25 protein-coding genes are annotated in these 25,938 nt (G+C 66.8%); 13 read left to right on the top strand and 12 right to left on the bottom strand.

All coding sequences use genetic code 11. The features are described from left to right. The first annotated feature begins 419 nt into the window (after nt 1-419). The 3 genes from B9N72_RS00265 (at nt 420) to puuE (ending at nt 3,768) form a co-directional block, all read left to right on the top strand. Nucleotides 420-1,163: an aspartate/glutamate racemase family protein gene (locus B9N72_RS00265; RefSeq protein WP_085274456.1), complete on the top strand. Its 744-nt coding sequence runs from the start codon at nt 420-422 to the stop codon at nt 1,161-1,163. A 135-nt stretch (nt 1,164-1,298) separates the two neighbouring features. Continuing rightward, the gene (locus B9N72_RS00260) at nt 1,299-2,768 is read left to right on the top strand and encodes an NCS1 family nucleobase:cation symporter-1 (protein WP_085274455.1); all 1,470 of its coding nucleotides are present in this window, start codon (nt 1,299-1,301) and stop codon (nt 2,766-2,768) included. Between the two features lie 64 nt (nt 2,769-2,832). Next, complete coding sequence (gene puuE / locus B9N72_RS00255) at nt 2,833-3,768, top strand: allantoinase PuuE (protein WP_085274454.1); 936 nt, start codon at nt 2,833-2,835, stop codon at nt 3,766-3,768. Between the two features lie 339 nt (nt 3,769-4,107). On the opposite strand, the gene B9N72_RS00250 is transcribed toward puuE, so the two are convergent. The 5 genes from B9N72_RS00250 to B9N72_RS21180 all read right to left on the bottom strand — a co-directional run bounded on the left by B9N72_RS00250 (nt 4,108) and on the right by B9N72_RS21180 (nt 7,841). Further along, nucleotides 4,108-4,623 carry an AmiS/UreI family transporter gene (locus tag B9N72_RS00250; RefSeq protein ID WP_085274453.1) on the bottom strand — a complete coding sequence of 172 codons (516 nt, stop codon included), beginning with the start codon at nt 4,621-4,623 and terminating at the stop codon, nt 4,108-4,110. A 117-nt stretch (nt 4,624-4,740) separates the two neighbouring features. Further along, nucleotides 4,741-5,244 carry an ureidoglycolate lyase gene (locus tag B9N72_RS00245; RefSeq protein ID WP_085274452.1) on the bottom strand — a complete coding sequence of 168 codons (504 nt, stop codon included), beginning with the start codon at nt 5,242-5,244 and terminating at the stop codon, nt 4,741-4,743. Then, a complete protein-coding gene (alc, locus tag B9N72_RS00240) occupies nt 5,241-6,278 on the bottom strand; it encodes an allantoicase (protein WP_085274451.1) in 1,038 nt (345 codons plus the stop codon). Before alc ends, B9N72_RS00245 begins: the two co-directional genes overlap by 4 nt. An 84-nt stretch (nt 6,279-6,362) precedes the next feature. After that, nucleotides 6,363-7,694, bottom strand: coding sequence for a C4-dicarboxylate transporter DctA (locus tag B9N72_RS00235; protein WP_085274450.1), 1,332 nt, complete (start codon nt 7,692-7,694; stop codon nt 6,363-6,365). A gap of 3 nt (nt 7,695-7,697) precedes the next feature. Next, a complete protein-coding gene (locus B9N72_RS21180; RefSeq protein ID WP_200810857.1) occupies nt 7,698-7,841 on the bottom strand; it encodes a hypothetical protein in 144 nt (47 codons plus the stop codon). A 417-nt stretch (nt 7,842-8,258) separates the two neighbouring features. Between B9N72_RS21180 and B9N72_RS00230 the strand changes: the two genes are divergently transcribed. Then, entirely contained in the window at nt 8,259-8,930 is a 672-nt protein-coding gene (locus B9N72_RS00230) for a GntR family transcriptional regulator (RefSeq protein WP_085274449.1), read from the top strand. Nucleotides 8,931-9,149: 219 nt separating this feature from the next. Here the strand turns inward: B9N72_RS00230 and B9N72_RS00225 are convergent, their stop codons facing one another. Together B9N72_RS00225 and uraH are read right to left on the bottom strand one after the other, a co-directional pair. Next, nucleotides 9,150-10,343 (bottom strand): urate hydroxylase PuuD, encoded by a 1,194-nt coding sequence (locus tag B9N72_RS00225; RefSeq protein ID WP_085274448.1) that lies wholly within the window; start codon nt 10,341-10,343, stop codon nt 9,150-9,152. A 2-nt stretch (nt 10,344-10,345) separates the two neighbouring features. After that, a complete protein-coding gene (gene uraH / locus B9N72_RS00220; RefSeq protein WP_085274447.1) occupies nt 10,346-10,699 on the bottom strand; it encodes a hydroxyisourate hydrolase in 354 nt (117 codons plus the stop codon). A gap of 119 nt (nt 10,700-10,818) precedes the next feature. On the opposite strand from uraH, the gene uraD reads away from it, so the two are divergent. Beyond that, nucleotides 10,819-11,337: a 2-oxo-4-hydroxy-4-carboxy-5-ureidoimidazoline decarboxylase gene (gene uraD, locus B9N72_RS00215; RefSeq protein WP_085274446.1), complete on the top strand. Its 519-nt coding sequence runs from the start codon at nt 10,819-10,821 to the stop codon at nt 11,335-11,337. 369 nt (nt 11,338-11,706) lie between these two features. Here uraD and B9N72_RS00210 read toward each other — a convergent pair whose 3' ends face one another. Continuing rightward, nucleotides 11,707-12,453 carry a FadR/GntR family transcriptional regulator gene (locus B9N72_RS00210; RefSeq protein WP_085274698.1) on the bottom strand — a complete coding sequence of 249 codons (747 nt, stop codon included), beginning with the start codon at nt 12,451-12,453 and terminating at the stop codon, nt 11,707-11,709. A gap of 231 nt (nt 12,454-12,684) precedes the next feature. On the opposite strand from B9N72_RS00210, the gene lhpI reads away from it, so the two are divergent. The 3 genes from lhpI to B9N72_RS00195 all read left to right on the top strand — a co-directional run bounded on the left by lhpI (nt 12,685) and on the right by B9N72_RS00195 (nt 16,066). Next, nucleotides 12,685-13,623 (top strand): bifunctional Delta(1)-pyrroline-2-carboxylate/Delta(1)-piperideine-2-carboxylate reductase, encoded by a 939-nt coding sequence (gene lhpI, locus B9N72_RS00205; protein WP_085274445.1) that lies wholly within the window; start codon nt 12,685-12,687, stop codon nt 13,621-13,623. Further along, nucleotides 13,620-14,864 (top strand): NAD(P)/FAD-dependent oxidoreductase, encoded by a 1,245-nt coding sequence (locus tag B9N72_RS00200; protein WP_085274444.1) that lies wholly within the window; start codon nt 13,620-13,622, stop codon nt 14,862-14,864. Before lhpI ends, B9N72_RS00200 begins: the two co-directional genes overlap by 4 nt. Nucleotides 14,865-14,947: 83 nt before the next feature. Further along, a complete protein-coding gene (locus B9N72_RS00195) occupies nt 14,948-16,066 on the top strand; it encodes a branched-chain amino acid ABC transporter substrate-binding protein (protein ID WP_085274443.1) in 1,119 nt (372 codons plus the stop codon). 100 nt (nt 16,067-16,166) lie between these two features. Here B9N72_RS00195 and B9N72_RS00190 read toward each other — a convergent pair whose 3' ends face one another. Next, on the bottom strand, nt 16,167-16,661 hold the full coding sequence (locus tag B9N72_RS00190) for a TlpA family protein disulfide reductase (protein WP_085274442.1): 495 nt from the start codon (nt 16,659-16,661) through the stop codon (nt 16,167-16,169). A gap of 121 nt (nt 16,662-16,782) precedes the next feature. Between B9N72_RS00190 and B9N72_RS00185 the strand changes: the two genes are divergently transcribed. The 5 genes from B9N72_RS00185 (at nt 16,783) to B9N72_RS00160 (ending at nt 21,762) form a co-directional block, all read left to right on the top strand. Continuing rightward, the gene (locus B9N72_RS00185; RefSeq protein WP_085274441.1) at nt 16,783-17,727 is read left to right on the top strand and encodes a carbohydrate kinase family protein; all 945 of its coding nucleotides are present in this window, start codon (nt 16,783-16,785) and stop codon (nt 17,725-17,727) included. Between the two features lie 359 nt (nt 17,728-18,086). Further along, nucleotides 18,087-19,370, top strand: coding sequence for a glutamate--cysteine ligase (gene gshA / locus B9N72_RS00175; protein ID WP_085274440.1), 1,284 nt, complete (start codon nt 18,087-18,089; stop codon nt 19,368-19,370). An 18-nt stretch (nt 19,371-19,388) separates the two neighbouring features. Beyond that, nucleotides 19,389-20,333 (top strand): glutathione synthase, encoded by a 945-nt coding sequence (gshB, locus tag B9N72_RS00170; RefSeq protein ID WP_085274439.1) that lies wholly within the window; start codon nt 19,389-19,391, stop codon nt 20,331-20,333. Further along, nucleotides 20,321-21,388, top strand: a complete 1,068-nt coding sequence (locus B9N72_RS00165; protein WP_085274438.1) for an FAD:protein FMN transferase — start codon at nt 20,321-20,323, stop codon at nt 21,386-21,388. The genes gshB and B9N72_RS00165 overlap by 13 nt, the downstream gene beginning before the upstream one ends. Beyond that, nucleotides 21,385-21,762, top strand: coding sequence for a diacylglycerol kinase (locus B9N72_RS00160; RefSeq protein ID WP_085274437.1), 378 nt, complete (start codon nt 21,385-21,387; stop codon nt 21,760-21,762). The genes B9N72_RS00165 and B9N72_RS00160 overlap by 4 nt, the downstream gene beginning before the upstream one ends. A 321-nt stretch (nt 21,763-22,083) precedes the next feature. Here B9N72_RS00160 and B9N72_RS00155 read toward each other — a convergent pair whose 3' ends face one another. From B9N72_RS00155 to B9N72_RS00145, 3 genes are all read right to left on the bottom strand, one after another. Then, nucleotides 22,084-22,464 carry a hypothetical protein gene (locus B9N72_RS00155; protein WP_085274436.1) on the bottom strand — a complete coding sequence of 127 codons (381 nt, stop codon included), beginning with the start codon at nt 22,462-22,464 and terminating at the stop codon, nt 22,084-22,086. Between the two features lie 428 nt (nt 22,465-22,892). Next, nucleotides 22,893-25,184 (bottom strand): type I DNA topoisomerase, encoded by a 2,292-nt coding sequence (gene topA, locus B9N72_RS00150; RefSeq protein ID WP_085274435.1) that lies wholly within the window; start codon nt 25,182-25,184, stop codon nt 22,893-22,895. Between the two features lie 287 nt (nt 25,185-25,471). Beyond that, nucleotides 25,472-25,930 carry a Smg family protein gene (locus tag B9N72_RS00145; RefSeq protein ID WP_008954816.1) on the bottom strand — a complete coding sequence of 153 codons (459 nt, stop codon included), beginning with the start codon at nt 25,928-25,930 and terminating at the stop codon, nt 25,472-25,474. Between the last annotated feature and the right edge of the window lie 8 nt (nt 25,931-25,938).

Here is a 25,938-nt window from a genome sequence, read left to right as displayed (position 1 = left end):
GGCGTCGTCCCCAGGCGGGAGGTGCCCCGCGATGTGGGGCGACCGCCCTTGCTGGCGATGCCGCTCCAGCGCGTGTTGTGGTCGAGCGCTGTCACCGCTGTGGACGGGTGGAAACGTGTTCATGAATTGTATACATATCAGCCTGAAATTGTTTTTGCCCAGTGCCGGGAAGGGGACTTGCAGCGTGTCCATTGCGGGCTGGCCTCGCGCAAAGCGCAGGACAGGATGTGCATACTGGCAACGTGTATCGTATGTAACTATTGTGTGTACACAAAAAGTCATTGAATTGTGTACAAGGCAATTCTAGACTGTTGGCAACGATGGGCCGTCCGAGCTTGTCCCACCAGGAGGCTGAAGATGGGAAAACGCGCTTTCGCCGACCGAGGACGGGCTCCCGCCTACATACGAAGGAGACAACCATGCTGATACGCGTCATCAACCCCAACACCACCCGCAGCATGACCGAAAAGATCGGTGTGTCTGCCCGGCGCGTGGCCGCGCCCGGCACACGCATCGTCGCGGTGAACCCGGACAGCGGTCCGGTCTCGATCGAAAGCCATTTCGACGAGGCGATCAGCGCCGTCGGCGTTGCCGAGGAGGTGCGCAAGGGCGAGCGCGAAGGGGCCGACGCCTACGTCATCGCCTGTTTCGGCGATCCGGGCCTGCTCGCCGCGCGCGAGCTGACGCGCGCCCCGGTGATCGGCATCGCCGAGGCCGCCTTTCACCTGGCGACGATGATCGCGACGCGCTTCTCGGTGGTCACCACGCTCGGGCGCACCGGCATTATCGCCGAGCACCTGCTGCAGTCTTACGGCTTCGCACACCACTGCCGGCGCGTGCGGGCGGCCGAGATTCCGGTGCTCGATCTCGAGGACGACGGCGCCTGCGCGCTCGACCGCATCGTCGCGGAATGCCGCCGCGCCAAGGCCGAGGACGGCATCGGCGCGATCGTGCTGGGCTGCGGTGGCATGGCCGATCTCGCCGACGAGATTCGCGAGGCGGTCGGCCTGCCGATCGTCGAAGGCGTCACCGCCGCGGTGAAGCTCGCCGAAACGCTCGCCAGCCTCCGGCTCGGCACCAGCAAGCACGGCGATCTGGCCTTCCCGCCTGCGAAGCGCTTCACCGGGCAGTTCGAACACCTGAGCGCCCAGCCGGGTTCCTGAGCATCTCTCGCCGAGGCTGTCGTCAACCGGACCTGCATTTGCAGCCTCCGCCGTCTATTAACAACGGTATGAGCCTGCGCGCTGGCGCGTGCAGGGCCCGGCACCGCGACGACGCATCGCGAGGAGGAACCCGTCATGACCAGCACCGCCCACCGCGCCACCCAGCACGTTCCGGAACCGGTCATCGCCGGCGCCGACCCGCGCCTTTACAACGACGACCTCGCGCCGGTGCCGCAGAACGCGCGCACCTGGAACGGCTACAGCATCTTCGCGATGTGGATGTCCGACGTGCACAGCGTGGGCGGCTATACCTTTGCCGCGAGCCTGTTCCTGCTCGGGCTGTCGGGCTGGCAGGTGCTGGCGGCGCTGACGCTCGGCATCCTGCTCGTCAACCTGTTGATGAACTGGGTCGGCAAACCCAGTCTGGTGCACGGCATCCCCTTCCCGGTGATGGCGCGCGTGAGCATGGGCGTGATGGGAGCGAACCTCGCCGCGGTCATCCGCGGCGTGGTCGGCATCGTGTGGTACGGCGTGCAGACCTACTTCGCCTCCAAGGCGGTGGCGACGCTGGTGCTGCTGTTCTTCCCCGGCGCCGTGGCGCTGCGCGACGCGAGCTTTCTGCGGCTCGACCTGCTCGGCTGGGCCTGCTTCATGTTCATGTGGTTCTTCCAGCTGGTGATCTTCCAGCGCGGCATGGAAACGATCCGCCAATTCGTCGATTTCTGCGGCCCGGCGGTGTATGTCGTGATGTTCGTGCTGATGGGCTGGATCCTGTCGCAGGCCGGCCTCGGCGCGCTCGACCTGACGCTCGGCGACAAGGTGCTCACGGGCAGCGAGTCCGTCACCGCGATGGGCAGCGCGGTGCTGCTGGTGGTCAGCTACTTCGCCGCGCTGCTGCTCAACTTCGGGGATTTCTCGCGCTTCGGCAAGAACGAGCGCCAGATGCGGATCGGCAATTTCCTCGGCCTGCCGGTGAACTTCATCGTGTTCTCGATCATCACCGTGATCGTGACCGCCGGCAGCTCGAGGGTGTTCGGCGCGATGATCATGGACCCGGTCGAGATCGTTTCCCGCATCGACAACAAGCTGGCGGTCGTGATCGGCAGCCTGACCTTCGTCGTCGCCACGATGGGGATCAACATCGTCGCCAACTTCGTCTCGCCGGCCTACGACATTGCCAACCTGTTCCCCCGCCACGTCGACTTCAAGCGCGGTGGCCTGATCGCGTCGATCCTCGCGGTGCTGGTGTGCCCGTGGATCTTCGTCGACAGCCCGAAGGCGATCACGGTCTTCGTCAGCGTGTTCGGTTCCATCCTCGCCCCGCTGTACGGTGTGATGATGGCCGACTTCTACCTCGTCAAGAAGCAGGTCGTGCAGGAGGCCGAGCTGTACACGATGGCGCCCACCGGGCGCTATCACTACGACGGCGGCTGGAACAAGGTCGGCCTGGCGGCGCTTGCGCTGTCGGGCACGCTGTCGATCGGCTGGGAGCTGGCGACCCAATTTTTCCATCTGTTGCCCGAGAACAACTTCGGCTGGGTGATCGGCGCGCTGGCCGGCGCGGCGATCTACCTGGCGGCGATGCGCGCCGCGCGGCGCACCTGAGGCAACGGCAATCATGACGCCGGGCACCCACGGTGCCGGGCACGCAACGTAGCAGGAGAAACACATGGCCATCACCAAGGATTACCCCCGCGACCTGGTCGGCTACGGCCGCAACCCGCCGTACGCCAACTGGCCCGGCCGCGCCCGCGTCGCCGTCCAGTTCGTGCTGAACTACGAGGAGGGCGGCGAGAACTGCGTGCTGCACGGCGACCCGGGGAGCGAGCAGTTCCTGTCCGAACTCTTCAGCCCGCCGGCCTTCCCGGGCCGTCACATGTCGATGGAAGGCGTCTACGAATACGGCTCGCGGGTCGGGGTGTGGCGCTTCCTGCGCGAATTCGAGCGGCGCGGCCTGCCCCTGACCGTGTTCGGGGTCGCCATGGCGCTGGAACGCCACCCCGAGGTCACCGCGGCCTTCCGCGAGCTGGGGCACGAGATCGCCGGCCACGGCTGGCGCTGGATCCACTACCAGAACATCGACGAGGCGACCGAGCGCGAGCACTTGCGCATCGGCATGGAGATCATCGAACGCCTCACCGGCGAGCGTGCGCTGGGCTGGTACACCGGGCGCGATTCTCCCAACACCCGCCGCCTGGTGGCGGACTACGGCGGCTTCCTGTACGACTCGGACTACTACGGCGACGACCTGCCGTTCTGGATGGAGGTGCAGAAGACCGACGGCGCGACGGTGCCGCAGCTGATCGTGCCCTACACCCTCGACACCAACGACATGCGCTTCTCGCTGCCGCAGGGCTTCTCGCACGGCGACGAGTTCCTCGACTACCTGCGCGATGCCTTCGACGTGATGTACGCCGAAGGCGACGAGCGCCCGGCAATGATGTCGGTCGGCATGCATTGCCGGCTGCTCGGCCGCCCGGGCCGCTTCCGCGCCCTGCAGCGCTTCCTCGACCACATCGAGAAGCACGACCGGGTGTGGGTGTGCCGCCGCGTCGACATCGCCCGCCACTGGCACCAGCATCATCCCTACGCACCGCAGGGCTAGATTATTGACGACCTTCTTCTCGAGCGTAGCGAGGCTCCCTTGCAGGGCAAGGGCGGACTGCGTGCCAATCTTCGATTGGCTCAGCGGAGGATTGGGAATAGATGGGAAGGCTGCGGAATTTAGATACTTAGGTGGAGAGGCCCGGCTTTGCCGGGGCCTGTAAAACGCATCGAAGCACTTCGCCTGCAGCCTGAGCCGGCCGTCGCGAGACGGGCCGGCTTTCTTTTGGCTTGTGGGTCGTGCCGTTCGTCCCTGACCGTGAATGTCACGGCCAGGGACGCTCTTCTGGCGGGACATCCGGCAGTACCCGGCCGCCGCCAACAGACCTTGAACAGGCTCTTAGCGCATTGCCCCGGTCAGGAGCAGGTAGCCCGGCAGCCAGCCGGTCAGCACGCCCTGGCCGATGGCCATGCAGGCGGTGAGCCTGGCCACCGGCTTCTTCAGCGCCAGCAGCAGGAAAAACAACAGCCACAGCACGGCCCACGCCAGCCAGGACAGGCCGAACCACCAGTCCCAGGTGGACACGGCAAGGCGCAGGGTATCCACCGCCACCGGCAGTGCGGTGATCGCCACGAACAGGCTGAACCAGCCCAGTCCGCGGCCGTCGGCACCGTTGTGGCGGTTGATGGCGACCCACAGGTAGGTGAAGGAAAACAGCAGGGAGAGGGCGCCCGCCTTGATCGACGCGGCGTCGGCCCCCTCGCCGAACGCGAGCTTGAGGGCCACCAGCAGAGTGAGGCCGCCGGCGAACAGGTTGATCACCGGGATCTCCCTGTCGCCGATGCGGCCCAGCATCCACAACCCGTTGAGAATCAGCACGGCTCCTACGTAGAGGAGCGCCAGACCGAGCAACATGGCGCGCTACCTTTCGCGGTTCGGCCAAGCTGCGCCCGGAGCGGCCCCGCCTCGGCGGGCGGGGCTGACTCGGGCGTGGTCGGCAACGATATCAGGCATGATCGGTGCTCCCGCTGCTCAGGCCACGGTGGGAATCACCGCGACGGCGTCGAGCTGGACTTCGTCGCAGTTGTGGCCGGGGCCACTGCGGTCCACCACCAGGAAGTCGCACACCGCGTCGAGGGCCAGCAAGGGGTGGTGCCACACCCCGGTGCGGTAGTTGACGCCCTGGTCGGCGCGGGCGAGGAAGACCCGCAGGTCCGTCGCCGCTGGAGGTGCGCCCGCCGGGGCCACCACCACCAGGTAGGGACGGCCGGACAGCGGAATGAAGGCCTGGCTGCCCAGCGGGTGGCGCTCCATCATCTCCACCCGGAACGGCAGCGCACGCGGCTGGCCGCGAAAGATGGAGACGATGGCCCGCCCTTCCGGGCCCGGCTCGATGCTGGCCAGATCGTGGTAGCGCTCGGTGTTGCCGCCGTTGATCGGGAAGTGGCGCACCGCCTCCGACGCCTCGATGACGTCGCCGAAGGGGGCGAAGGCTTCCCGGCTGAGCGGCTCCACCGCGAGTTCGAGGGTCTTCATTTGACCACCCGCCCCCACAGGCGCAGGCGCGAGACGCCGCCGTCGGGGAAGATGTTGAGGCGCACGTGCGTCACCGGGCCGAGCTTGGCCAGGTCGGTGAAGGTGTGCAGCGCGTCCATCGACAGCTTCTGCTCCGGCAGCAGCACCGGCCAGAACATGCTCTGGGTGGTGGCGGACTGGTCGGTGCCGCCGCTGACGAAGGCGGCCTGCAGCGAGCAGGCGTCCGGGTAGTTGCCTTTGTAGAAGGCGGTATCCACCTCGATCTTCTCGATGATGCCGGGTGCGCCCAACTGCACCACGCACCAGTCGTTGCCCGGTTCGCGGCGGCGGCGGGTTTCCCAGCCGTCGCCCATGTTCAGGCCGCGTCCCGGCAGCAGCATATTGCTGGCGGAGGAGCCGAAGCTGGCGTCGTTCCAGGCCACCGGGCGGCCGCCGTTTTCCAGGGCGACGAGATCGACCAGCTGGTCCGGGCCGGCGCTCTCCAGGCCGCCTACCGGTTGGCCATAGACGCGCAGGCGGGCGATGCCGCCGTCCGGATAGATGTTGACGCGCAGGTGGGTCCAGACCTCGCCATTGGCGCATTCGAGCAGGTGATGGCTGTTGGGACCAAGGGCAGTCGCGGGCAGAATCTCGGTCCAGGCGGCGGCCTTCAGGGCCTCCACGTCGTCGGTCGCGGACACGGTGGCCTCGATCGACACTGCCGGCGGGTAGTTGCCGGTGAAGTGGCTGGTGTCGACGTCGAAGCCGCGGATCACGCCCTTCACGCCGAGCTTCACCAGCGCCCAGTCGTGGCCGGCCACGCGCTTGCGGCGCGACTCCCAGCCGTCCATCCACTTGCCGTTCTCGTCGAACTTGCCGGGCACGAACTGGGCCGGCTCCGGGTTGAGCATGCGCGAGACTTCGGCGAAGAAGTCGTCGGACGCGTACAGGGCCTGGGCGCCCAGGCGCGGGTTGGCGAGATCGACCGAGCGGCGCGCCCAATCGGGCAGCTCGGCGGCGGGGGCGATGATGGTAGGTCCGGTGGCATGGGCCATGATGGGTTCTCCTTGCAGTGTTCAGTGAAAATTCGTGAGGGACGCGCCGGCTTGGCGCGTCCCTCGGGGGTGTCGATCGTGCGATCAGATGCGTGTCTGGGGCGCGGCGTCGGCCAGCATTTCGGCGCGGGCCGGGGCGCGCAGATCGACCGTGATGTCGCCGTTGAGCACCTGGGTGGCGCGCTCGCGGTCGATATCCTTCTCCCACACGCCGACCACCACGGTCGCCACGCAGTTGCCGATCATGTTGGTCAGCGCGCGCGCCATGCCCATGAACCAGTCCACCGACAGTACCAGCACCAGGCCGATGGCGGGGATGGCCGGCACGGCACTCAAGGTGGCGGCGAGAATCACGATGGCCGAGCCCGGCACGCCGTGGGCGCCTTTCGAGGTCACCAGCGAAATGGCGAGGATGGTGAGGAGGTCGGTCAGCGACAGCGGCGTGTTGGTGGCCTGGGCGATGAACACCGCCGCCAGCGTCAGGTAGATCGAGAAGCCGTCGAGGTTGAAGGAGTAGCCGGTGGGGATCACCAGGCCCACGGTCGAATCCTTCACCCCCATCAGTTCGAGCTTGCGCATCACCTGGGGCAGCACGGCGTCGGACGAGGCGGTGCCCAGCACGATCAGCAGTTCCTCGCGCAGGTAGCCCAGCAGCTTGAAGATGTTGAAGCCGGCCAGGCGCAGGATGATGCCCAGGATGCCGACCACGAAGATGCTGCAGGTCAGGTAGAACAGCGCCACCAGGAGGCCGAGCTGCTTGAGCGAGCCGATGCCGTACTTGCCGACGGTGAAGGCGATGGCGCCCATCACGCCCAAGGGGGCGAGCTTGACGATGAAGCCGATCAGCTTGAAGAACACCTGGCCGAGGTGGTCGATGGCGCTGGTCACCGGGCGGCCGCGTTCGCCGAGCGCCGCGACGGCGCAGCCGAACAGGATGGCGATCAGCAGCACCTGCAGGATGTCGCCCTTGGCGAAGGCGTCCCCGAAGGTGGCGGGAATGAGCTTCATGATGAAGTCCACCGCCGTCAGGTGCCCCACCTGCGACACCCGCTCGGAGTAGTCGGCCAGCGCCGAGCCATCGAGGGTGTGGGGATTGATGTTCATGCCCGCGCCCGGCCGCAGGGTCTCGGCCAGCAGCACGCCCAGCGCCAGGGCGAAGGTGGTGACGATCTCGAAGTACAGCAGGGCCTTGACGCCGACGCGGCCGACCTTCTTCAGGTCGCCGGTGCTGCAGATGCCGTGCACCACGACGCAGAACACCAGGGGCGCGACCAGCATCTTGATGAGCTTGATGAAGCCGTCGCCCATGGGCTTGAGCTTGGTGGCGAAATCGGGCCAGATGATGCCGATGATCACGCCGAGAATCAGGGCGATGACGACTTGCCCGAACAGGGTCTTATGGAAGCGTTTGTACATGGTTCACCTCGCAAACCGGATCGAAAGACGGTTGCCGTGCGCAACCGGGGTCTTGTCGAAGGGATGACGGGAGGGGGTGAGTTCCATGCTCACGGGGTTGTTGCGCAACGCCGCGGTGGCGGCATGCGCTGCTCTTGTTCGGGCCATCTGCTTCTCCTTGGTGTAAATAATTATTAGCTTGGTTGGGACAGCTTAGGGATAAAGCGCAAGTGCTTGAATTCCCTCCGGCCTCGGTACTGTCGATAGTTTTGCTATCGACTCCCGGCCTGAAGACCCCCTTCCCGAGCCGGCCGGAAGGAGGGGCTGCGCGCAAGCTGGCGCGTGCCGACGCGTCGCCGAAGAGGGGCGGGCTCCGCGCTGGACGGCTCACCTTTACCCGCCGGGCGGAGTGACGCGGTGCCGGGGGTGTGGTGTTATATTCTTTCTGACATGTTAGTTTGAATTTTTCGAGTTTTGCAACAAAAATGTCTTTATGGGCTTGCCTGGCGTGGTAGGTGGAATTTGCTGCCGGCAAAGCCTGATGTGACAATTGCCGCTCGACGAAAACGGATGGGGACGAGAAACATGCAGGAGCCTGAAGGTTTGCTCTTGGCCGACAAGGCCTTCCTGGCGCTGCGGGAACTGCTGACCGGCGGTGGCCTGCGGGCAGGGCAGTTCGTCTCGATGTCGGATCTGGTCGGGGTGATCGGGCTGCCGCTGGCGCCGGTGCGCGAAGCGGTCAAGCGCGCCGAGTCGGCCGGTTACGTCCGCGTCCTGCCCAAGCGCGGCGTGGCCGTGATGGAGGCGACGCCGGAGCTGGTGCGCGAGTGCTTCCACCTGCGCACCCTCTTCGATCAGGAGGGCGCCCGGCTGCTGGTGCGCCGGCACGCCGCGGACACGCTCGCCGAGCTGCGGCAAAAGCATCAGCAGGTGCTCGACGCCGCGCGCGCCGGCATCACGCCCTCGCTGCAGCGCGAGGCGATGGCGGTGGACTGGGCCTTGCACAGCGCCCTGTCCAATGTCCTCGACAACGCCAGCATCCGGGAGATCTACGCGCGCAACCGCGACCGCATCCTGGTGATGCAGCATTCCCGTCCGCTGCTTCCCGACCGTATCGTGCCGGCGATGGAGGAGCACCTGGCGATCATGGATGCGATCGCCGGCGGCGACGAGCAGGAGGCGGCCGGCCAGGTGCGCAACCATTTCCGCCAGACGCTGCGCTGGTGGGGCATCATCGACGCAGCCGAGGCGTCCTGAGTGTAACCAGCGCGCCGGCGTCCGCTTCGGCGGACGGCCCGCTTGCCGCCGCTGGCGCCACCACCCCTCCGTCCATCCCTCTCCGCCTCCCCCGCGCCGAGGTCGCCGCGGTGGAGCCCGCGCTCCGGCCATGCCGTGCCGCTTGTCAGTCCCGCTGGCCCAGGTTGGCCGAAGCCGCTGCGGCCGGGTTATCCGGGGTCCGGGATACTGGGCCGGGGTTCAGTCCGGCGCCCCGGCGGCGGCCCATTCGACGACAAGGCGGCGTTCGGCGTCGGTCATGTGCGTCAGGTTGCCGAGCGGCATGGTCCTGCTTTGCACTTGCGCGGCCAGGCGCGCGGCGTTGCGCTTGATCTCGGCCGGTTCGTCCAGCCGCACCCCGGCCGGCGGTGCCGAAAACCCGGCAAAGCTCGGCCGTGCGGCATGGCAGGCGACGCAGCGCTGCGCCAGGATGGCGCGCACCTGCTCCAGGTTGGCCGAAGACCGTTTCGCCCCCGCCGGCAGCACGCCGGACGGCGCGCCGGCCAGCGCCACCAGCAGCAACAGCGCCGCGCCGGCGGCGGGAAAGCGCCAGTCGACGATGCCGCGATGGCGCAGGTTGAAGAAGTGGCGGATCAGCACCCCGGCGGCGCCGATGCCGGCCAGCAGCGCCCAGCCGTACCGGTGGCCGTAGGTGAAGGCGAAGTGCGGGCTGATCATGATGAACAGCACCGGCAGCGTGAAGTAGTTGTTGTGCACCGAGCGCTGCTTGCCGCGCCGCCCCGGCTCCGGGTCCGGCGTCTCGCCGCGTGTCAGGGCCGCCACCATGGCCCGCTGGCCGGGGATGATGACGAAGAACACGTTGCCGGCCATCAGCGTGCCGATCACCGCGCCGCAGAGCAGATACACCGCGCGCGCCGCGAACAGCTGCGACAGCCCCCAGGCCAGTAGCACCAACAGCAGGTAGACGCTCAGACCGAGCCAGCCGTCACGCCGTCCGAGCGGGCTGCGACACAGACCATGGTAGACCAGCCAGGCCCCGGCCAGCGTCAGCAACGCCACGGCCACCGCCAGCGCCGGGCTCAAGCGCGCCACGGCCGTGTCGACCAGCATCACCTCGGCGCGCGCCAAATACAGCAGTGCCAGCAGCGCAAAGCCCGACAGCCAGGTGGTGTAGGCCTCCCACTTGAACCAGTGCAGCCTGGGCGGCAGCACGGGCGGGGCAACCAGGTACTTCTGCGGGTTGTAGAAGCCGCCGCCGTGCACCGCCCACAGCTCGCCGCCGACACCGCGCCGTTGCAATTCGGGATCGGTCGGCGGGGTCAGGTGGTTGTCGAGCCAGACGAAGTAGAACGACGCGCCGATCCACGCCACGCCGGCCACGAAATGCAGCCAGCGCAGCAGCAGCGCCAGCCAGTCGAGCAGGTAGTCCGCCACGCTCAACTCCCGCGGTAGCTGCTGTAGCCGTAGGGCGACAGCAGTAGCGGCACGTGGTAATGCGCCGCTGCGTCGCTGATGCCGAAGCGGATCGGCACCACGTCGAGGAAGGGCGGATCGCTCAGGGCGTGGCCCTGCGCGCGCAGGTAGTCGCCAGCGGCGAAGTGCAGCTCGTACACCCCCGGCAGCAGCATCGCCCCCTCCAGCAGCGGCGCGTCGCAGCGGCCGTCGGCGTTGGTGCGGGTAACCAGCAGCCGGCGCGGTTGCAGGCCGTCGATGCGGTACAGGCTCACGACCAGCCCGGCGGCCGGGCAGCCGCGCGCGGTATCGAGCACATGCGTGGTGAGACGGCCCATGGTGTGGCCTTTCTGTCAGTCATGACGATGCTGTCGGGAAAGCAGCGCAGTGGCCAGCTTCTATTATGGTTATAACCGCATGGTGATGATTCGCCGCGTTGGCGGCAGGAGAGGACGCCATGGATAGCCCTGACAACCGGTGCTGGACGCCGGCGGATTTGTCGGCCCTGGAGCGCGACGCTTTCGTCGCCGCGCTCGACGGCGTGTTCGAACAGACGGCGTGGGTGGCCGAGCGCGCCTGGGAACAACGCCCGTTCACCACGCGCTTTGCGCTGTGGCAGGCGCTGGTGTCCGCCATGCTGGCGGCATCCCATGAGGAACAGCTGGCGCTGATCCGCGCCCACCCCGAACTGGGCACGCGTGCCCCGCTGAGCGCGGCCTCGGGCGGAGAGCAGCAGGCCGCCGGCCTGCGCCAGGAGGGCGCCGACACCCCGCGGCTGGCCGAACTCAACGCCCACTACCGCGCACGCTTCGGCCATCCCTTCATCGTCGCCGTGGCCGGGCTCGGCCGGGACGACATCCTCGCCCAGCTCGAGCAGCGCCTGCACGACCCCCCGCAACAGGAATTCGCCCGCTGTCTCGGCGAGATCGGCCGCATCGCCGCGCTGCGGCTGGCGCAGCGGGTGAGTAGTGCTTAGAGCCTGTTCAAGGTCTTTTTCCGGCTGCGCTGGTCCGGCAAATGGCCAGAAACGAGGCGGACGACGCTGGCCTTGGCATTCCAAGGCCAAGTCGGCCAACGACGCAGATGGCCGTTTGCCGGGCCAGCCCTTCGGGGCCGGGTACTGCCGGCGCATCGCGTTGTCGTTCGTCCCTGGCAGTGAATGACACTGCCAGGGACTCTCTTCTAGCGCTGCATCCGGCAGTGCTCGGCCGCCGCCACAAAAAGACCTTGAACAGGCTCTTAGACGTGCCGCCTCCGCCTCTCGGAGCCTCCTAGCGGAGGCATCCTTTCCCCCAGTGAGGGGGCCGTCTGCAGGCAGCGGCTTGGCTGGTGGGCGTGCCGCCGGCTACGCCGGCGTTTTCGGCGGCGAGGCGTCGCCGGTGGAAATGTCCCGGCCCACCCGGCGCAGGTGCTGTTCGACGTAGAACGCCGCCGCCTGCTCGTCGCCGCTGACGATCGCCTCGTAGATCAGCTGGTGTTCCGCCACATACAGGCTGATGCGCTCCTCGTCGTAGATGCCGTCGTCACGCAGCCGCTGCCACAGCGGTTGCTCCATGGTCTTCGCGATCTCGTCGGCGATGCGCACCATCAGCGCATCGCCCGTCATCACGGCCAGCTGGCGATGGAACAGCCGGTCGCACTCGCTCCACAGCGCCTGCTGCGCCTGGATGTCGATGTTCTTGACGTTCTTCATCAGCGCCAAATACTGCTCGGCCTTGTCGTCGCGTTGGCCACGTCGTGCCGCCAGCCGTGCGATGGCGGGCTCCAGCAGCAGCCGTACCTCCAGCGTCGACAGCGGGCTGTCGTCGGCGCGTCCGTCGGTGTCCGCGAGCTGGGCCTGCTGCAGCCGCTGCAGGGCATCGGCACAGACATAGGTGCCCGAGCCGCGGCGCGTGATCACCAGCTGCTGGTTCTGCAGCGACCCGATGGCCTCGCGTACGGCGGGGCGGCTGACGCGGAAGCGTGCCGCCAGCTCGCGCTCCGACGGCAGGCGGGATTCCGGCAGGAATTCGCCGTTGGTGATGCTGTGCTGGATTTGCTCGGCCACCTGCTGGTAGATCGGGCGCGGCTGAAAGTGGTTGGTTTCTTGCATGATGGTCACTCAAATTGGTCTCAAAATAGACATGAGTGTTGCGTATTGGTGACAAAGTTTACCAAATCATCCGGTGATGGCGCGATATGGTTGTGCCCGGCTCGCCTAATTGGTAATTTTTTTGACATGAACAGAGCGGTTGTTGTCCGTTGTCTGGCCAGTTTACGGTGGCTAGCGCAGCAGTGGCCGATATCTGGTTGAAATTCTACCAATTTGGAGGCCTGACACCCCATGAGCATGTCGACACCGCTACCGGTTTTCTCCGCCCGCCAAACCGCCGAACTGCTGCCCTTCGATTCCTTGTGCCAAGTGCTGGCGCAGGCCGCCGAAGAGTACCAGGCCGGGCGCATCAGCAGCCCGGAGCGCCAGGTGCTGCCGTTACCGGGGGAGGGCGTGCTGCTGTCGATGCCGGCCACTGCCCACGATATCGGCATGCACAAGCTGGTCAACGTCTGCCCGCACAACAGCCGTAGCGGCCTGCCCACCATCCACGGCGTGGTCAGCGTTTACGACGCCGCCAGCGGCGCGCCGCGGCTGATCCTGGACGGGCCTACCGTCACGGCCCGGCGCACCGCGGCGGTCTCGATGCTGGCGATGCGCTCGCTGCAAGCGTCGCCTCCGCGCCACGTCGCGCTGATCGGCACCGGCAAGCAGGCGGCCGGCCATGCCGAGGCGCTGGCGGCGCTGTACCCGGGACTGCGCGTCGACGTGCATGGCCACCATATGGCGGCCGCCGAGGCGTTCTGCCGCGAGCACGATGCGCTCGGCCTGGACCTGCAGCCGGCCACGGGGGGCGTGGCCGAGGCGGTGCAAGTGGTGATCATGCTGACCACCAGCAAGGTTCCGGTGTACGACCAGCCGGCGCGTCTCGATCGTCTGCTGATCGGGGTCGGCGCCTTCCGTCCCGACATGGCCGAGCTGGGGCCGCAAGCCATCGCCGGCAGCCAGCTGTTTTCCGACGACCCGGTCGGCGCGCGCCACGAGGCCGGCGATTTGATCCAGGCCGGGATCGACTGGTCCACCGTGGCGTCGCTGGCCGACGCCGTGGCCGGGCGCTTCGACGCGGCCCGCCCGCGCCTGTTCAAGAGCGTCGGTACCGCCGCCTGGGATCTGGCGGCGGCGCGTTGCGCGCTGGCCAACTGGCGCCGCGGCGTGGGCGAGGGCGCATGAGCCGCGCCGACGTCATCGTGGTCGGCGCCGGCGTGGTCGGCATCGCCAGCGCGCTGCAACTGCGCCTGGCCGGGCTCGACGTGCTGCTGCTCGACCGCGACCCGCCGGCGTCCGGCACCTCGTCCGGTAACGCCGGGGCGCTGGCGGTGAGCGAGGTGCTCCCGCTCGCCGAGCCAGGTGTGCTGCGTCAGGTGCCACGTTGGCTGCTCAATCCGCTCGGCCCGTTGGCGGTGCGCTGGCGCCATCTGCCCGGCCTGATGCCGTGGCTCGGCCGCTTCGTGCTGGCGAGCCGGCCATCGCGGGTGGCGGCGCTGAGCCGGCAGCTGGGGCAGCTGCTGGCCCGGGTGAACCAGGACTATGCCCCGCTCATCGCCCGCTGCGGTCTGGAAGGGAGCTGGCGTCGCCACGGTGCACTGGCGCTCTATTCTGACCAGAAAGCCTTGCAGGCCGATCTGCCACGCTGGCAGCGGCGCGGCGAGCAGGGTGTGCGCTGGCGGCGCTGCGACCAAGACGAACTGGCACGGCTGGAGCCGGCCTTGCGTGCGCCGTGGCAGCAGGGGGTGCTGATTCCGGACTGGTCGCACGTGGACGATCCCTACCTGTTCAGCCTCGGCCTGTTCCAGCAGTTCCTGCGCGAAGGCGGCCGCTTCCTGCAGCAGCCGGTGACGGCGCTGTGTCAGCAGCACGGCGTCGCCAGCGGCGTCACCCTGGCCGACGGCCGCGCGCTGAGCGCGGGGCAGGTGGTGGTGGCGAGCGGCGTGTGGAGCGATCGTTTCGCACGCCAGGCTGGCCAGGCGCTGCCGCTGGAGAGCGAGCGCGGCTACCACCTGACTCTGCCCAAGGCCGGTCGTCCGCTGCGCCATTTCCTGCTCAACGCCAGTGAAAGCTTCGTCATCCTGCCGATGGCCGACGGTGGCCTGCGCCTGGCCGGTACGGTGGAACTGGCGCACCGCGACGCGCCGCCGGACTACCGTCGCGCCCACCTGCTGCTGGACAAGGCGCAGGCCATGCTGGGCGAGCTCGGTACCGACGGCATGAGCGCCTGGATGGGCAACCGCCCATCGGTGCCGGATACCGTGCCGGTGATTGGCCCGTCCTCGCGCCTTCGGCAACTGTTCTTCGCCTGCGGTCATGGCCATCTCGGCCTGACCCTCGCCGCCACCACCGGCGCGCTGCTGCGCGACCACCTCACCGGGGTGGCGGCCATTCCGCCAGAGTTCTGGCCCGGCCGGTTCCGTTAGCGTTCCGGTCGGTGCCAACGTTGCCGCAATCAAGCTGTTGCTGTGCCTCTTGTCGATTCAACAACTTCATCAGGATGCAAAACATGAAACACACCCTGCTCGTTACCCTGCTGGCCCTGGGGGGCATCAGCGCCGCTTCTGCCGCCGAGGTGGTGAAAATCGGTTTCATCGGCCCCTTGACCGGGCCGGACGCCCACTGGGGCAAGGACAACCAGAACTGTGCCCAGCTCGCCGTCGACACCCTCAACCGCAGTGCGCTGAGGATCAACGGCCAGCCGGTGCAGTTCGAACTGGTATCGCAGGACGACCAGGAAGACCCCAAGCAGTCCACCCTGGCCGCGCAAAAACTGCTGGATGAAGAAGTGAAGGCGGTGGTCGGCCCGTTCACTTCGGGCACCACCATTCCCGCCGCGCGCATCATTAACCAGGCTGGTCTGCCGCAGTTCTCGGTGGCGGTCAACGCCACCTACACCAACCAGGGCTACGGCAATGCCTTCCGCCTGAGCGCGGTGGACACCCGCATGGGACCGGCTATCGCCCAATACGCGCTGAGCGAATTGAAGGCCAAGCGCATCGCCATGATCGACGACCGCACCGCCTATAGCCAGGGCCTGGCCGACAAGTTCGAGGCCGAGGCCAAGCGCCTGGGGGCGCAGGTGATTCGCCGCGAATACACCACGCCGGGGCAGAACAACTTCAGTCCGATCCTGACCACGATCCGTGCCGCCAAGCCGGACCTGCTGTTCGTTGCCATGTCCGACAGCCAGGCGGCACCCCTGGCGCTGCAGATGAAGCAGCTCGGCCTGTCCACCAAGGTGCTCAGCGGCGACATGATCCAGACCGATAACTTCATCAAGCTCTCCGGCGGCAACAGCGAAGGCTTCATGGCGGCGGTGGCCGGCAACGTGCTGGAAAAGCGCAGCCAGGGCCAGGACTTCATCAAGCGCTATCAGGCCAAGTACGGCAAGGCGCCGCTGTCCTACGGCCCGCAGCATTACGACGCGGTGATGCTGGTCGCGAAAGCCATGCAGCAGGCCAACAGCACCGAGCCCGGCAAGGTTACGGCGGCGCTGAAGAAGATCAGCTACGAGGGGGTGAACGCCTCCTACCGCTTCGATAGCCGTGGCGACCTGATCCAGGCGCCGATCACCGTCTATCAGGTGCGCCAGGCCAAGTGGGCGCCGGTCAAGGTGACCTTCTGAGATTTTCCCTGTTGTTGTCAGCTTGCGCCCGGCCTAGGCCGGGCTTTTTTCGCCGTGGCGGCGGGTCGGGTGACGAGGCCCGGCAAGGGGGCCAAGGGATTTAGAGATGTGGCTCGACCGCCTGCAGCAGGGTCTGCTCCGACAGCTTGCCGATCAGCGTGGCCACCTGCTTGCCGGAACGGTCCAGCACCACAGTGTAGGGCAGGCCGCCGGCCGGGTTGCCGATGGCGCGCATCAGGTCGAGCGTATTGCCGTCGCCCAGCACGATCGGGTAGCTCACCCTGGTGCTGCGCAGGTAGTTGCCGACCGAGACCTTGTCGTCGAGTGCCACGCCGACCACCTCGACACCCCTTGGCGCCAGGCGCGTGCGCACGGCGTTGAGCATCGGCATCTCCTCGCGGCACGGCGAACACCAGGTGGCCCAGAAATTCACCACGGTCACCTTGCCCTTGTACTGGGTGAGCGCGGCGTTCCTGCCGGCCAGGTCGATGAAGCGGGCGCGTTCCAGCGCCGGGCTGGCGGCGGCCGGCAGTGCCGTCAACAGGACGGCGCACAGTAGCGGCAGCACGCCGCGGCGCAGAGTGGTCGGGGTCATCGGGTCATCCTGTAAAAAACGTGGCAACGGCTTGGAGCGGGCGGCGCGGCCAGGGTTCGGAGCGCGGGGAGGGCGGCGTTTCGTGCTACACTTAAGCGCTTGATTTCATAGCGGAGCCGGCATGTCCATCCTCGTCTGCGGATCGCTCGCCTACGATACCCTGCTGACCTTCGAAGACCGCTTCGACCAGCACATCCTGGCGGACCAGCTGCACAAGATTTCCACCACCTTCCGCGTGCCGACGATGCGTCGCGAGTTCGGCGGCTGCTCCGGCAACATCGCCTACAACCTCGCGCTGTTGGGCGAGCGGCCGCTGGTGATGGGCACGGTGGGCGAGGACTTCGACCCCTACCGTGAGCATCTGGCCCGCCTCGGCGTGGCGGACCGCCATATCCGCACCGTGCCCGGCCAGTATACCGCGCAATGCTTCATCATCAGCGATAGCGGCGGCAACCAGCTGATGGCGTTCCATCCCGGCTCGATGGAGCACGCCACCGCCAACCACCTTAGCGAGGTCGAGGGCCCGGTGGAACTCGCCATCGTGGCACCGTCGGGCTACCTCGGCTGCCTGCAGCACTGCCGCGAGCTGGCCGAGGCCGGCATTCCGTTCGTGTTCGATCCCGGCCAGGAGCTGCCGCTGTTCTCGCGCACCGAGCTGCGCACGCTGGTCGAAATGGCCAGCTACATCACGCTCAACGACTACGAAACCGAACTGATGCGCGAGCGCGCCGGCCTGACGCTGGACGACATGCGCCGCCAGGTGCGCGCGCTGATCATCACGCGTGGTGCCGAGGGGGCGGAGATCCACGTCGGCGACACGTCGCTCCACATCCCGGCGGTGCCGCTGGACGGCCCCGCGCTCGACCCCTCCGGCTGCGGCGACGCCTTCCGCGCCGGCTTGCTGTACGGCATCCGGCACGGTCTCGACTGGCTGCTGACCGGCCGCCTGGCCAATCTGCTGGGCGCCATCAAGGTGGTCAGCCGCGGCGCGCAGAATCATGCCTTCGACTGGGCCGGGCTGAAAGAGCGCTACCAGGCGGCCTATAACGAAGCATGGCCGGACTAGGGCGTGTCATCCATTGTTTCCCCGCTGCGTTGCTGCCGTGAAAGTGGCCAGGCAAGGCGCCGGGCGCAGGCAATGGCGACCCCCTTGCCAAGACCGGCAACGCCGCATGGCCGCTTTCGCGGCGCAACCCATCGGGCCGGGCCTCTTTTTGTGCGCCACGGCGTTGCTTGGCGCTCGTTTGGAATAACCAAACGTCGCGCCTCGCGCCTTGTTGCGCGCAAAAACAGGCTCCGGCGCAGCGTGGGAAACAATGGATGACACGCCCTAGGCCCGCACCGGACCGCCACCCAGGGTTGAATAAGGCAACTGTCATCCCCACCATTGTGCAATTCGACCCAGATCATCCCAAAGGGGAAGACATGACCGTTCCTTACCTGTCCACCGCCCTGAAGGGCCCGTTGCTGGAGCTGGAAAGCCGCATTCTCGGCGCCCAGCCCCATATCGAGCACTGGTTCCGCAGCCAGTGGCACGCCCACCAGGTACCGTTCTACGGCTCGGTCGACCTGCGCAACAGCGGCTTCAAGCTGGCCCCGGTGGACATGAACCTGTTCCCCGGCGGTTTCAACAACCTCAATCCGGAGTTCACCCCGCTCGCGGTACAGGCCGCCACCAGCGCGGTGGAGAAGGTGTGTCCGGAAGCCAAGAACATCCTGCTGATCCCGGAGAACCATACCCGCAACACCTTCTACCTGCAGAACGTGGCGGCGCTGGTGCACATCTTCGAGCAGGCCGGCCTCAAGGTCCGGTTGGGCTCGCTCAACCCGGAGATCACCGAACCGACCGAACTGACCGCCGCCAACGGCGCCACGGTGCGGCTGGAACCGATCGAGCGCCGCGGCAACCGCTTGGTGCTGGCCGACGGCTTCAGCCCGTGCGTGGTGCTGCTCAACAACGACCTGTCGGGTGGCGTGCCGGACATCCTGCAGAACCTGGAGCAGACCCTGCTGCCGCCGCTGCACGCCGGTTGGGCGGTGCGGCGCAAGACCCATCATTTCAAGGCCTACGACCAGGTCGCCGACGACTTCGCGCGGCTGATCTCGATCGATCCGTGGCTGATCAACCCTTACTTCAACGCCACCAAGGGGCTGGATTTCCAGAGCCGCCAGGGCGAAGAAGCGCTGGCCGACAGCGTGTCCGGTCTGCTCGACAAGATCCGCATCAAGTACCGCGAGTACGGCATCACCCATGATCCGTTCGTGATCGTCAAGGCCGACGCCGGCACCTACGGCATGGGCGTGATGAGCGTGAAGTCGCCGGATGAGGTGGTCGGCCTCAACCGCAAGGCGCGCAACAAGATGGCGGTGGTCAAGGAAGGGCTGGAAGTCTCCGAGGTGATCGTGCAGGAAGGCGTGTACACCTTCGAGACGGTCAACGCCGCGGTGGCCGAGCCAGTGGTCTACATGATGGACCGCTTCGTCATCGGCGGCTTCTACCGCGTGCACACCGGGCGCGGTGTCGACGAGAACCTCAATGCGCCGGGCATGCACTTCGTCCCGCTGTCGTTCGAGTCGGCCTGCCTGCCGGACAAGAACGGCAACCCGGACTGTCCGCCCAACCGTTTCTACTCCTACGGCGTGATCTCCCGCCTGGCGCTCCTGGCGGCCTCGCTGGAACTGGAAGCCACCGACCCCGACAACGCCTGAGCGCACTGGACCTCGCCCATGAAAATCCTGTTCATCGCCGATCCTCTGGACCACTTCAAGATCTACAAGGACACCACCTTCGCCATGATGGAGGAGGCGGCGCGACGCGGCCACGCCTTGGCGGTGGCCGAAGCGCGCCAGCTATCGGTGGAAGGCGGCCGGCTGCTGGTGGACGCGCGCGGCCTGACCCTGACCGGCGACAAGCACGACTGGTACCGCCTGGCCGAGGTGCAGCGCCAGCCGCTCACCGCGTTCAGCGCGGTGATCATGCGCAAGGACCCGCCGTTCGACATGGAGTACCTGTACGCCTCGCAACTGTTCACCCTGGCCGAAGCCCAGGGCGTCAAGGTGTTCAGCAGCGGCCAGGCACTGCGCGACTACAACGAGAAGCTGGCGATCCTGCACTTCCCCGACTGCATCGCGCCGACCCTGATCTCCGGCGAGTCGGCACGCCTGCGCGCCTTTGTGCGCCAGCATCAGGACGTCATCCTGAAGCCGCTCGACAGCATGGGCGGCGACAGCATCTTCCGCGTCACCCCGGACGACCCCAACCTGTCGGTGATCCTGGAAACCATCACCCAGCGCGAGACCCGCACCGTGATGGCGCAGCGTTTCATCCCGGAAATCCGCGACGGCGACAAGCGCATCCTGGTGATCGACGGCGAGCCGGTGGATTACTGCCTGGCACGCATCCCGATGGCCGGCGAGACGCGCGGCAACCTGGCCGCCGGTGGTCGCGGCGAGGCGCGCCCGCTCACCGCGCGCGACCGCGAGATCGTGGCGGCGGTGGGGCCGGAGCTGCAGCGGCGCGGCATCCTGTTCGCCGGCCTCGACGTCATCGGCGACTACCTCACCGAAGTCAACGTCACCAGCCCCACCTGCTTCCGCGAGATCATGGACCAGACCGGCATCAACGTTGCCGGGCTGTACATCGACGCGCTGGAGCGGCGGTGCGCGCACTGATCCTGCGGCTTCGGCCAACCTGTCTGGCCTTGTGCCTGCTCATCGGGCTCGCGGCGTGCGGCCGCGAGCCCGAACCGTTCCGCCAGGAAAGCTACGTGTTCGGCACGCGCGTCGAGGTCACCGTGCTGGGCGAGTCGGAGGCCCACGCCCAGGCCGCGGTGGCGCAGGCCATGGCCGAACTCGATCGCCTGCATCTGCGCCTGCACGCCTGGAAGGGCAACGGCGAACTGGTCGCCATCAACCGCGCCCTGGCGCGCGGCGAATCGGCGCCGCTGGCGCCCGACCTCGCCGAGCTGCTGCGCGCCGCCCAGCGCGACGAGGCGCTCTCTGACGGCCTGTTCTCGCCGGCGCTGGGCGGCATGGTGGCGCTGTGGGGCTTCCACGCTGACAGCTTCGCCCCGGTCACTCCCGACCCCGCCGCGCTGCGGCGGCTGGTCGAGGCCCGCCCGCGCCTGGCCGACCTCAGCTTCGCCGACGGCCGCATCGCCAGCCGCAACCCGGCGGTGCAGCTCGATCTGGGCGGCATCGCCAAGGGCTGGGCGCTCGACCGCGTGCGCAACCAGCTCAAGGCCGCCGGTGTCCGCTCCGCGCTGATCAACATTGGCGGCAACGTCATCGCGCTGGGCAAAAAACCGGACGGCACGCCCTGGAAGGTCGGCATCCAGCACCCGCGCCACAACGAGGCGATGGCGGTGGTGGAACTGGCCGACGGCGAGGCGGTGGGCACCTCGGGCGATTACCAGCGCTACTTCGAGCTGAACGGGCGGCGCCATTGCCACCTGATCGACCCGCGCGACGGCAGCAGCGACTGCCGCGCCCAGGCCGCCACCGTGGTGGTGGCGCCGGCCGCCGACGCCGGGCTGCGCTCCGACGTCGCCACCAAGCCGATTTATCTTGCCGACACCGCACGTGCTCCTTACTATGCCAGCCGCTTCGGCATCCGCGACGTGCTGCTGGTCGATGGCCACGGCGAGGTCTGGCTGTCGCGTTCGATGCAGGCACGCCTGCACTGGCTGGGCGAAGCGCCACGTATCCATCTTCTGGGAGCCGCATGAAGCTGCAGGAAAGCCCGTTCAAGGGCAAGACCGGGATCACCCGGCTGATCAACGCCTTCGGGTATTCGCTGGACGGCCTCAAGGCCGCCTTCCGCCACGAGGACGCGTTCCGCATGCTGCTGCTGCTGGCCGTGATCCTGATCCCGCTGGCCTTCGTCATCCACGCCAGCGCGCTCGAGCGCGCCCTGCTGGTGGCGAGCTCGCTCGCCACGCTGGTCATCGAGCTGCTCAATTCGGCGGTGGAGGCGGCGGTCGACCACACCTCGCTGGAGCACCATCCGCTCGCCAAGCGCGCCAAGGACATGGGCAGCGCAGCGCAGCTGATCGGCCTCGTCAACCTGGCAGTAGTGTGGGGGCTGGTGCTGTTCGGCTGAAAGCTTGCGAATAAATCTGCTGCGCGCCCCGATCCCGGCCCTGCGATGCTCGCCGTACCACTTGTACGGCTGTGCTTCTCAAGCCGGCCTCAGCGCGCTCGCAACGATTTCTTTCGCAAGCTTTGACTTGGTAGAACGCTGTTTTGTACGGCGGGCAAAGGCCATGGTTCCGTACCCACCATCCCCGCTTCGTGATTTTGTCCACTTCCCTCAGACGTAGGTTGGGCTGAACGTAGAGCAGCCCAACAAGAACTGGCGCATGGCGGTTCATCGTTGGGCTTCATCTTGCCTCAAGGTACAGCATTCTGGGGAAAGAGGCGCTTAGTCATCGAGGCGGCGATACAGATAGCCCGGCGTCACCCGGATCATGCCCGGCCCTTCCTTGACCTCGCCTTGCTTGCCGACCAGGAGCCAGCGCGAGTCGCGCGCGATCAGGTAGCGGTACACCGGCTGGCCGGCGCAGTAGAACAGCAGCTCGCGGCCGCGAAAGGCGTCCAGCGGCAGCAGCGGGCGTTCGTGCTGCATCAGGAACATCGCCAGCGCGTGGCTGTCCAGCGCCGCCAGTTGCTCGCGGTCCGCCACCATCATGCCGCAGAACGTGACGAGCAAGGCGACGGCCAGCAGCGGCCAGGTCGTGGAGGCGAAAGCCAGCAAGGTCAGCACGGCGCTGCCGGTGAAGTAGAAGCTGCTGTCGGCTTTCATGATCCGCCCTTTACATCCAGCCCGCCTTGCAGGCCACTGCGGCACGACGCCCACCCCCAGACGCAACGGAAGGCGTCGCCTGCGCCGTCGGCAAGCGGATTCCAGCGCAGCTTGCTGGCTGCTGCCCGAGGCGCTGCGTCTGTCGGTTGGAATGAACGCGGCGTTCTGGCCCAATGGAAACGCCGCCTGAGGGCAGGCGGCGTTTTGCCCCGGAGGGCATTCCGGTCCGTCGCAGGTACCGTACTCGCCAGAACGAATCTGGCAGTGAAATCGGGCTGACTTCGCCCTTGACTCAAAGTATAAGCATTGTGTCGGGAAATGCTGAATAAAAGCCGGTGCCGGGTTATGACGAACGGGCGTTCTGGCAGGCCGATCGGGCATGAAAAACGCCACCTGGCGGTGGCGTCGGGGGTGAGGGCAGAGGTGGCTCAGGCTTCCTTGGCTTCCGGCGGCGCGATCACCTCGCTGTAACCGCACTCCTTCTGCGGGCAGACCTTCTCGGTGCCGCGCCGCTTGGTGGTCTTGATAGTCAGGATCGGCCAGTGGCACTTCGGGCAAGGCTCGGCCACCGGCGGGTTCCAGGTGGCGTACTTGCACTTGGGATAGGTATTGCAGCTGTAAAACAGCTTACCGTAGCGGCTCTTGCGCTCGATCAGGCTGCCGGTCTTGCATTCCGGGCAGGTCACGCCGGTGTCGCGCGGCTTCTCCAGCGGTTCGATGTGCTTGCACTTGGGGTAGTTGGCACAGCCGATGAACTTGCCGTAGCGGCCCTTCTTGATGTGCAGCGCGCCGCCGCATTCCGGGCAGGTGCGCCCCTCGATCACCGTCGGCTCTTCCGCCGCCGCTGCCGCGCTCTCGGCGGTCTCGCCGATGTCGCGGGTGTAGTCGCACTCGGGGTAGCCGGTGCAGGCGATGAAGCGGCCGCGCTTGCCGAACTTGATCTGCAGCGGCTTGCTGCACTTCGGGCAGGCCTCGTCCAGGCTCTCGGTGGTGACCTCGGCGCGCGACAGGCCTTCCTTCTCGCTCAGCTGCTTGGCCAGTCCCTTCCAGAAGGTCTCCATCACCGGCACCCACTCGCGCCGGCCGTTGGCGATCTCGTCGAGCTGGTCTTCCAGCTTGGCGGTGAAGTTGTAGTCGACGTACTGGCCGAAGTGCTCGGTGAGGAACTTGTTGACGATCTCGCCGGTGTCGGTGGGCAGGAAGCGCTTCTTGTCGAGCACCACGTACTCGCGGTCCTTCAGCGTCGAGATGATGCTGGCGTAGGTGGACGGGCGGCCGATGCCGAATTCTTCCAGCGCCTTGACCAGGCTGGCTTCGGAGAAGCGCGGCGGCGGCTGGGTGAAGTGCTGTTCGCCGTAGAGCTTGTCCACCGGCAGCACGTCGCCCACCTCTAGCGCCGGCAGCTTGGCGTTGTCTTCGTCCTCGGCGTCGTCGACGTCCTCCTCGTACACCGCAAGGAAGCCGGCGAAGGTCTGCACCTGGCCGGTAGCGCGGAACACGCCCTCGCCGACGGTGATGTCGACGCTGGTGGTGTCGAACTTGGCCGGCGCCATCTGGCAGGCCAGGGTGCGCTTCCAGATCATCTCGTAGAGCTTGAACTGGTCGGTGGTCAAGAACGGTTTCATCGCCGCCGGGGTGCGCTCGATCGAGGTCGGGCGGATCGCCTCGTGGGCTTCCTGGGCGTTCTTTGACTTGTTCTTGAAGGTCACCGGCGTCTTCGGGAGGAAGGCCGGCTCGAACTGCTGCTCGATGTAGCTGCGGATCTCGGTCAACGCATCGTTGGACAGCACCACGGCGTCGGTACGCATGTAGGTGATCAGACCGACCGTGCCCTGGCCGATGTCGACGCCCTCGTACAGCTGCTGCGCGGTACGCATGGTGCGGTCGGTGGTCATGCCGAGCTTGCGCACCGCCTCCTGCTGCAGCGTCGAGGTGGTGAACGGCGCGGCCGGGTTGCGGGTTTTCTTCTTCTTGTCGACGTTGCTGACGGTGGCCGGATGGCCGGCGAGCCGCGCTAGCGTGTCGGCCTGGATGGCTTCGCTCGGGATGTCGAACTGGTCCAGCTTGTTGCCGCCGAGCTCGAACAGCTTGGCGCCGAACTTCTGCCGGCCCTTGTGGCTGTCGAGGTGGATCGACCAGTATTCCTGTTCGGTGAAGGCGCGAATCTCGTTCTCGCGTTCGCAGATCAGGCGCAGCGCCGGGCTCTGCACGCGGCCGGCGGACAGGCCGCGGCGGATCTTCTTCCACAGCATCGGCGACAGGTTGAAGCCGACCAGGTAGTCGAGCGCGCGGCGCGCCTGCTGCGCGTCGACCAGCTCTTGCGAGATGTCGCGCGGGTTGGCGATGGCGTCGAGCACCGCGTTCTTGGTGATCTCGTGGAACACCACGCGCTGGGCGGTCTTGCCCTTCAGCAGCTTCTTGTTGTTGAGGATCTGTACCAGGTGCCAGGAGATGGCTTCACCTTCGCGGTCCGGGTCAGTCGCCAGATAGACGTGCTCAGCCGCCGCCACCGCCTGGGTGATGGCGTCGACGTGCTTGGCGTTGCGCGGGATCAGCTGGTACTTCATGGCGAAGTTCTTGTCCGGGTCGACCGCGCCGCTTTTCGGCACCAGGTCGCGGACGTGGCCGTAGGAGGCGAGGACTTCGAAGTCCTGACCCAGGTATTTTTTCAGCGTTTTGGCCTTGGACGGCGACTCAACGATCAATAGGCTCGAGGGCATGTTTTGTTCAATCGTGAACCCGGCAGTCCCGGGCTGACATCTTGTGTATCTATCAAATAAAACAAGAGCGCAAGGGGGCGCTCTTGTCGGACGTGTCGTTAAGGCGTCGGAAAGGGCGGGATGGTAAGCCTGTCGCGACGCCCTGACAAGCTTGAATCCGCTTGCAAACCCCTCTTGGTGTCGTGGTGCAGATGGGCCGTACTACCCGCATGCAGCTTCGGCTATGCCTCGTTTTCTGCAGCCGCACACCTAGCCAATACCGCTGTACTAGGTTTTGTCAGCGGCTCTTACTGCATGGTGGGTTCGCCGTTTACCACGTCGAGCAGTTCTTCGCCGAGCAGGATCGGCAGCTCGGCCTTCTGTACCCACAGCACCAACAGCGTGACCAGTTTGGCCGAGGCGACGTTGACCTCGTCGTCGGGCATCGCCAGCAGGCGGTCGATCACCATTTCGCGCTGTGCCGGGGAGAGGGCGCCGTGGTGCTCGAGGAACTGCAGCAGGCCGCGCACTTCGGTCGGCAGGCGTTTCTGTTCGCTGTCGCTGTAGACGCGCAGGCCGTAGGACTCGTCCATCGCGGCGAAGGCACCCTCGTTGATGTTGCAGAGGATGTCGAGCCAGTCGAGGGCGTCGTTGATGTCGGCGTCCTCGAAGCCGGCGGCGGCGAGCGTGCGCATCACGCCTTCGCGGTCGTTGCAGGCTTCGGGGTCCTGGTATTCTTCAAACAGATAGGCAAGAACGTCAAACATGGTGCAGA

This window comes from Pseudogulbenkiania subflava DSM 22618 (assembly GCF_900177275.1).
Taxonomy (GTDB): Bacteria; Pseudomonadota; Gammaproteobacteria; order Burkholderiales; family Chromobacteriaceae; genus Pseudogulbenkiania; species Pseudogulbenkiania subflava.
The sequence above is the reverse complement of the archived record's forward strand: the minus strand, read 5'-3'. Positions and strand labels throughout refer to the sequence as shown.

Bases quoted from the DNA above. Each gene is read 5' to 3' on its own strand.
- B9N72_RS00265 (WP_085274456.1), top strand. From the start codon at position 420: ATGCTGATACGCGTCATCAACCCCAACACCACCCGCAGCATGACCGAA.
- B9N72_RS00260 (WP_085274455.1), top strand. From the start codon at position 1,299: ATGACCAGCACCGCCCACCGCGCCACCCAGCACGTTCCGGAACCGGTC.
- puuE (WP_085274454.1), top strand. From the start codon at position 2,833: ATGGCCATCACCAAGGATTACCCCCGCGACCTGGTCGGCTACGGCCGC.
- B9N72_RS00250 (WP_085274453.1), bottom strand. From the start codon at position 4,623: ATGTTGCTCGGTCTGGCGCTCCTCTACGTAGGAGCCGTGCTGATTCTC.
- B9N72_RS00245 (WP_085274452.1), bottom strand. From the start codon at position 5,244: ATGAAGACCCTCGAACTCGCGGTGGAGCCGCTCAGCCGGGAAGCCTTC.
- alc (WP_085274451.1), bottom strand. From the start codon at position 6,278: ATGGCCCATGCCACCGGACCTACCATCATCGCCCCCGCCGCCGAGCTG.
- B9N72_RS00235 (WP_085274450.1), bottom strand. From the start codon at position 7,694: ATGTACAAACGCTTCCATAAGACCCTGTTCGGGCAAGTCGTCATCGCC.
- B9N72_RS21180 (WP_200810857.1), bottom strand. From the start codon at position 7,841: ATGGCCCGAACAAGAGCAGCGCATGCCGCCACCGCGGCGTTGCGCAAC.
- B9N72_RS00230 (WP_085274449.1), top strand. From the start codon at position 8,259: ATGCAGGAGCCTGAAGGTTTGCTCTTGGCCGACAAGGCCTTCCTGGCG.
- uraH (WP_085274447.1), bottom strand. From the start codon at position 10,699: ATGGGCCGTCTCACCACGCATGTGCTCGATACCGCGCGCGGCTGCCCG.
- uraD (WP_085274446.1), top strand. From the start codon at position 10,819: ATGGATAGCCCTGACAACCGGTGCTGGACGCCGGCGGATTTGTCGGCC.
- B9N72_RS00210 (WP_085274698.1), bottom strand. From the start codon at position 12,453: ATGCAAGAAACCAACCACTTTCAGCCGCGCCCGATCTACCAGCAGGTG.
- lhpI (WP_085274445.1), top strand. From the start codon at position 12,685: ATGAGCATGTCGACACCGCTACCGGTTTTCTCCGCCCGCCAAACCGCC.
- B9N72_RS00200 (WP_085274444.1), top strand. From the start codon at position 13,620: ATGAGCCGCGCCGACGTCATCGTGGTCGGCGCCGGCGTGGTCGGCATC.
- B9N72_RS00195 (WP_085274443.1), top strand. From the start codon at position 14,948: ATGAAACACACCCTGCTCGTTACCCTGCTGGCCCTGGGGGGCATCAGC.
- B9N72_RS00190 (WP_085274442.1), bottom strand. From the start codon at position 16,661: ATGACCCCGACCACTCTGCGCCGCGGCGTGCTGCCGCTACTGTGCGCC.
- B9N72_RS00185 (WP_085274441.1), top strand. From the start codon at position 16,783: ATGTCCATCCTCGTCTGCGGATCGCTCGCCTACGATACCCTGCTGACC.
- gshA (WP_085274440.1), top strand. From the start codon at position 18,087: ATGACCGTTCCTTACCTGTCCACCGCCCTGAAGGGCCCGTTGCTGGAG.
- gshB (WP_085274439.1), top strand. From the start codon at position 19,389: ATGAAAATCCTGTTCATCGCCGATCCTCTGGACCACTTCAAGATCTAC.
- B9N72_RS00160 (WP_085274437.1), top strand. From the start codon at position 21,385: ATGAAGCTGCAGGAAAGCCCGTTCAAGGGCAAGACCGGGATCACCCGG.
- B9N72_RS00155 (WP_085274436.1), bottom strand. From the start codon at position 22,464: ATGAAAGCCGACAGCAGCTTCTACTTCACCGGCAGCGCCGTGCTGACC.
- topA (WP_085274435.1), bottom strand. From the start codon at position 25,184: ATGCCCTCGAGCCTATTGATCGTTGAGTCGCCGTCCAAGGCCAAAACG.
- B9N72_RS00145 (WP_008954816.1), bottom strand. From the start codon at position 25,930: ATGTTTGACGTTCTTGCCTATCTGTTTGAAGAATACCAGGACCCCGAA.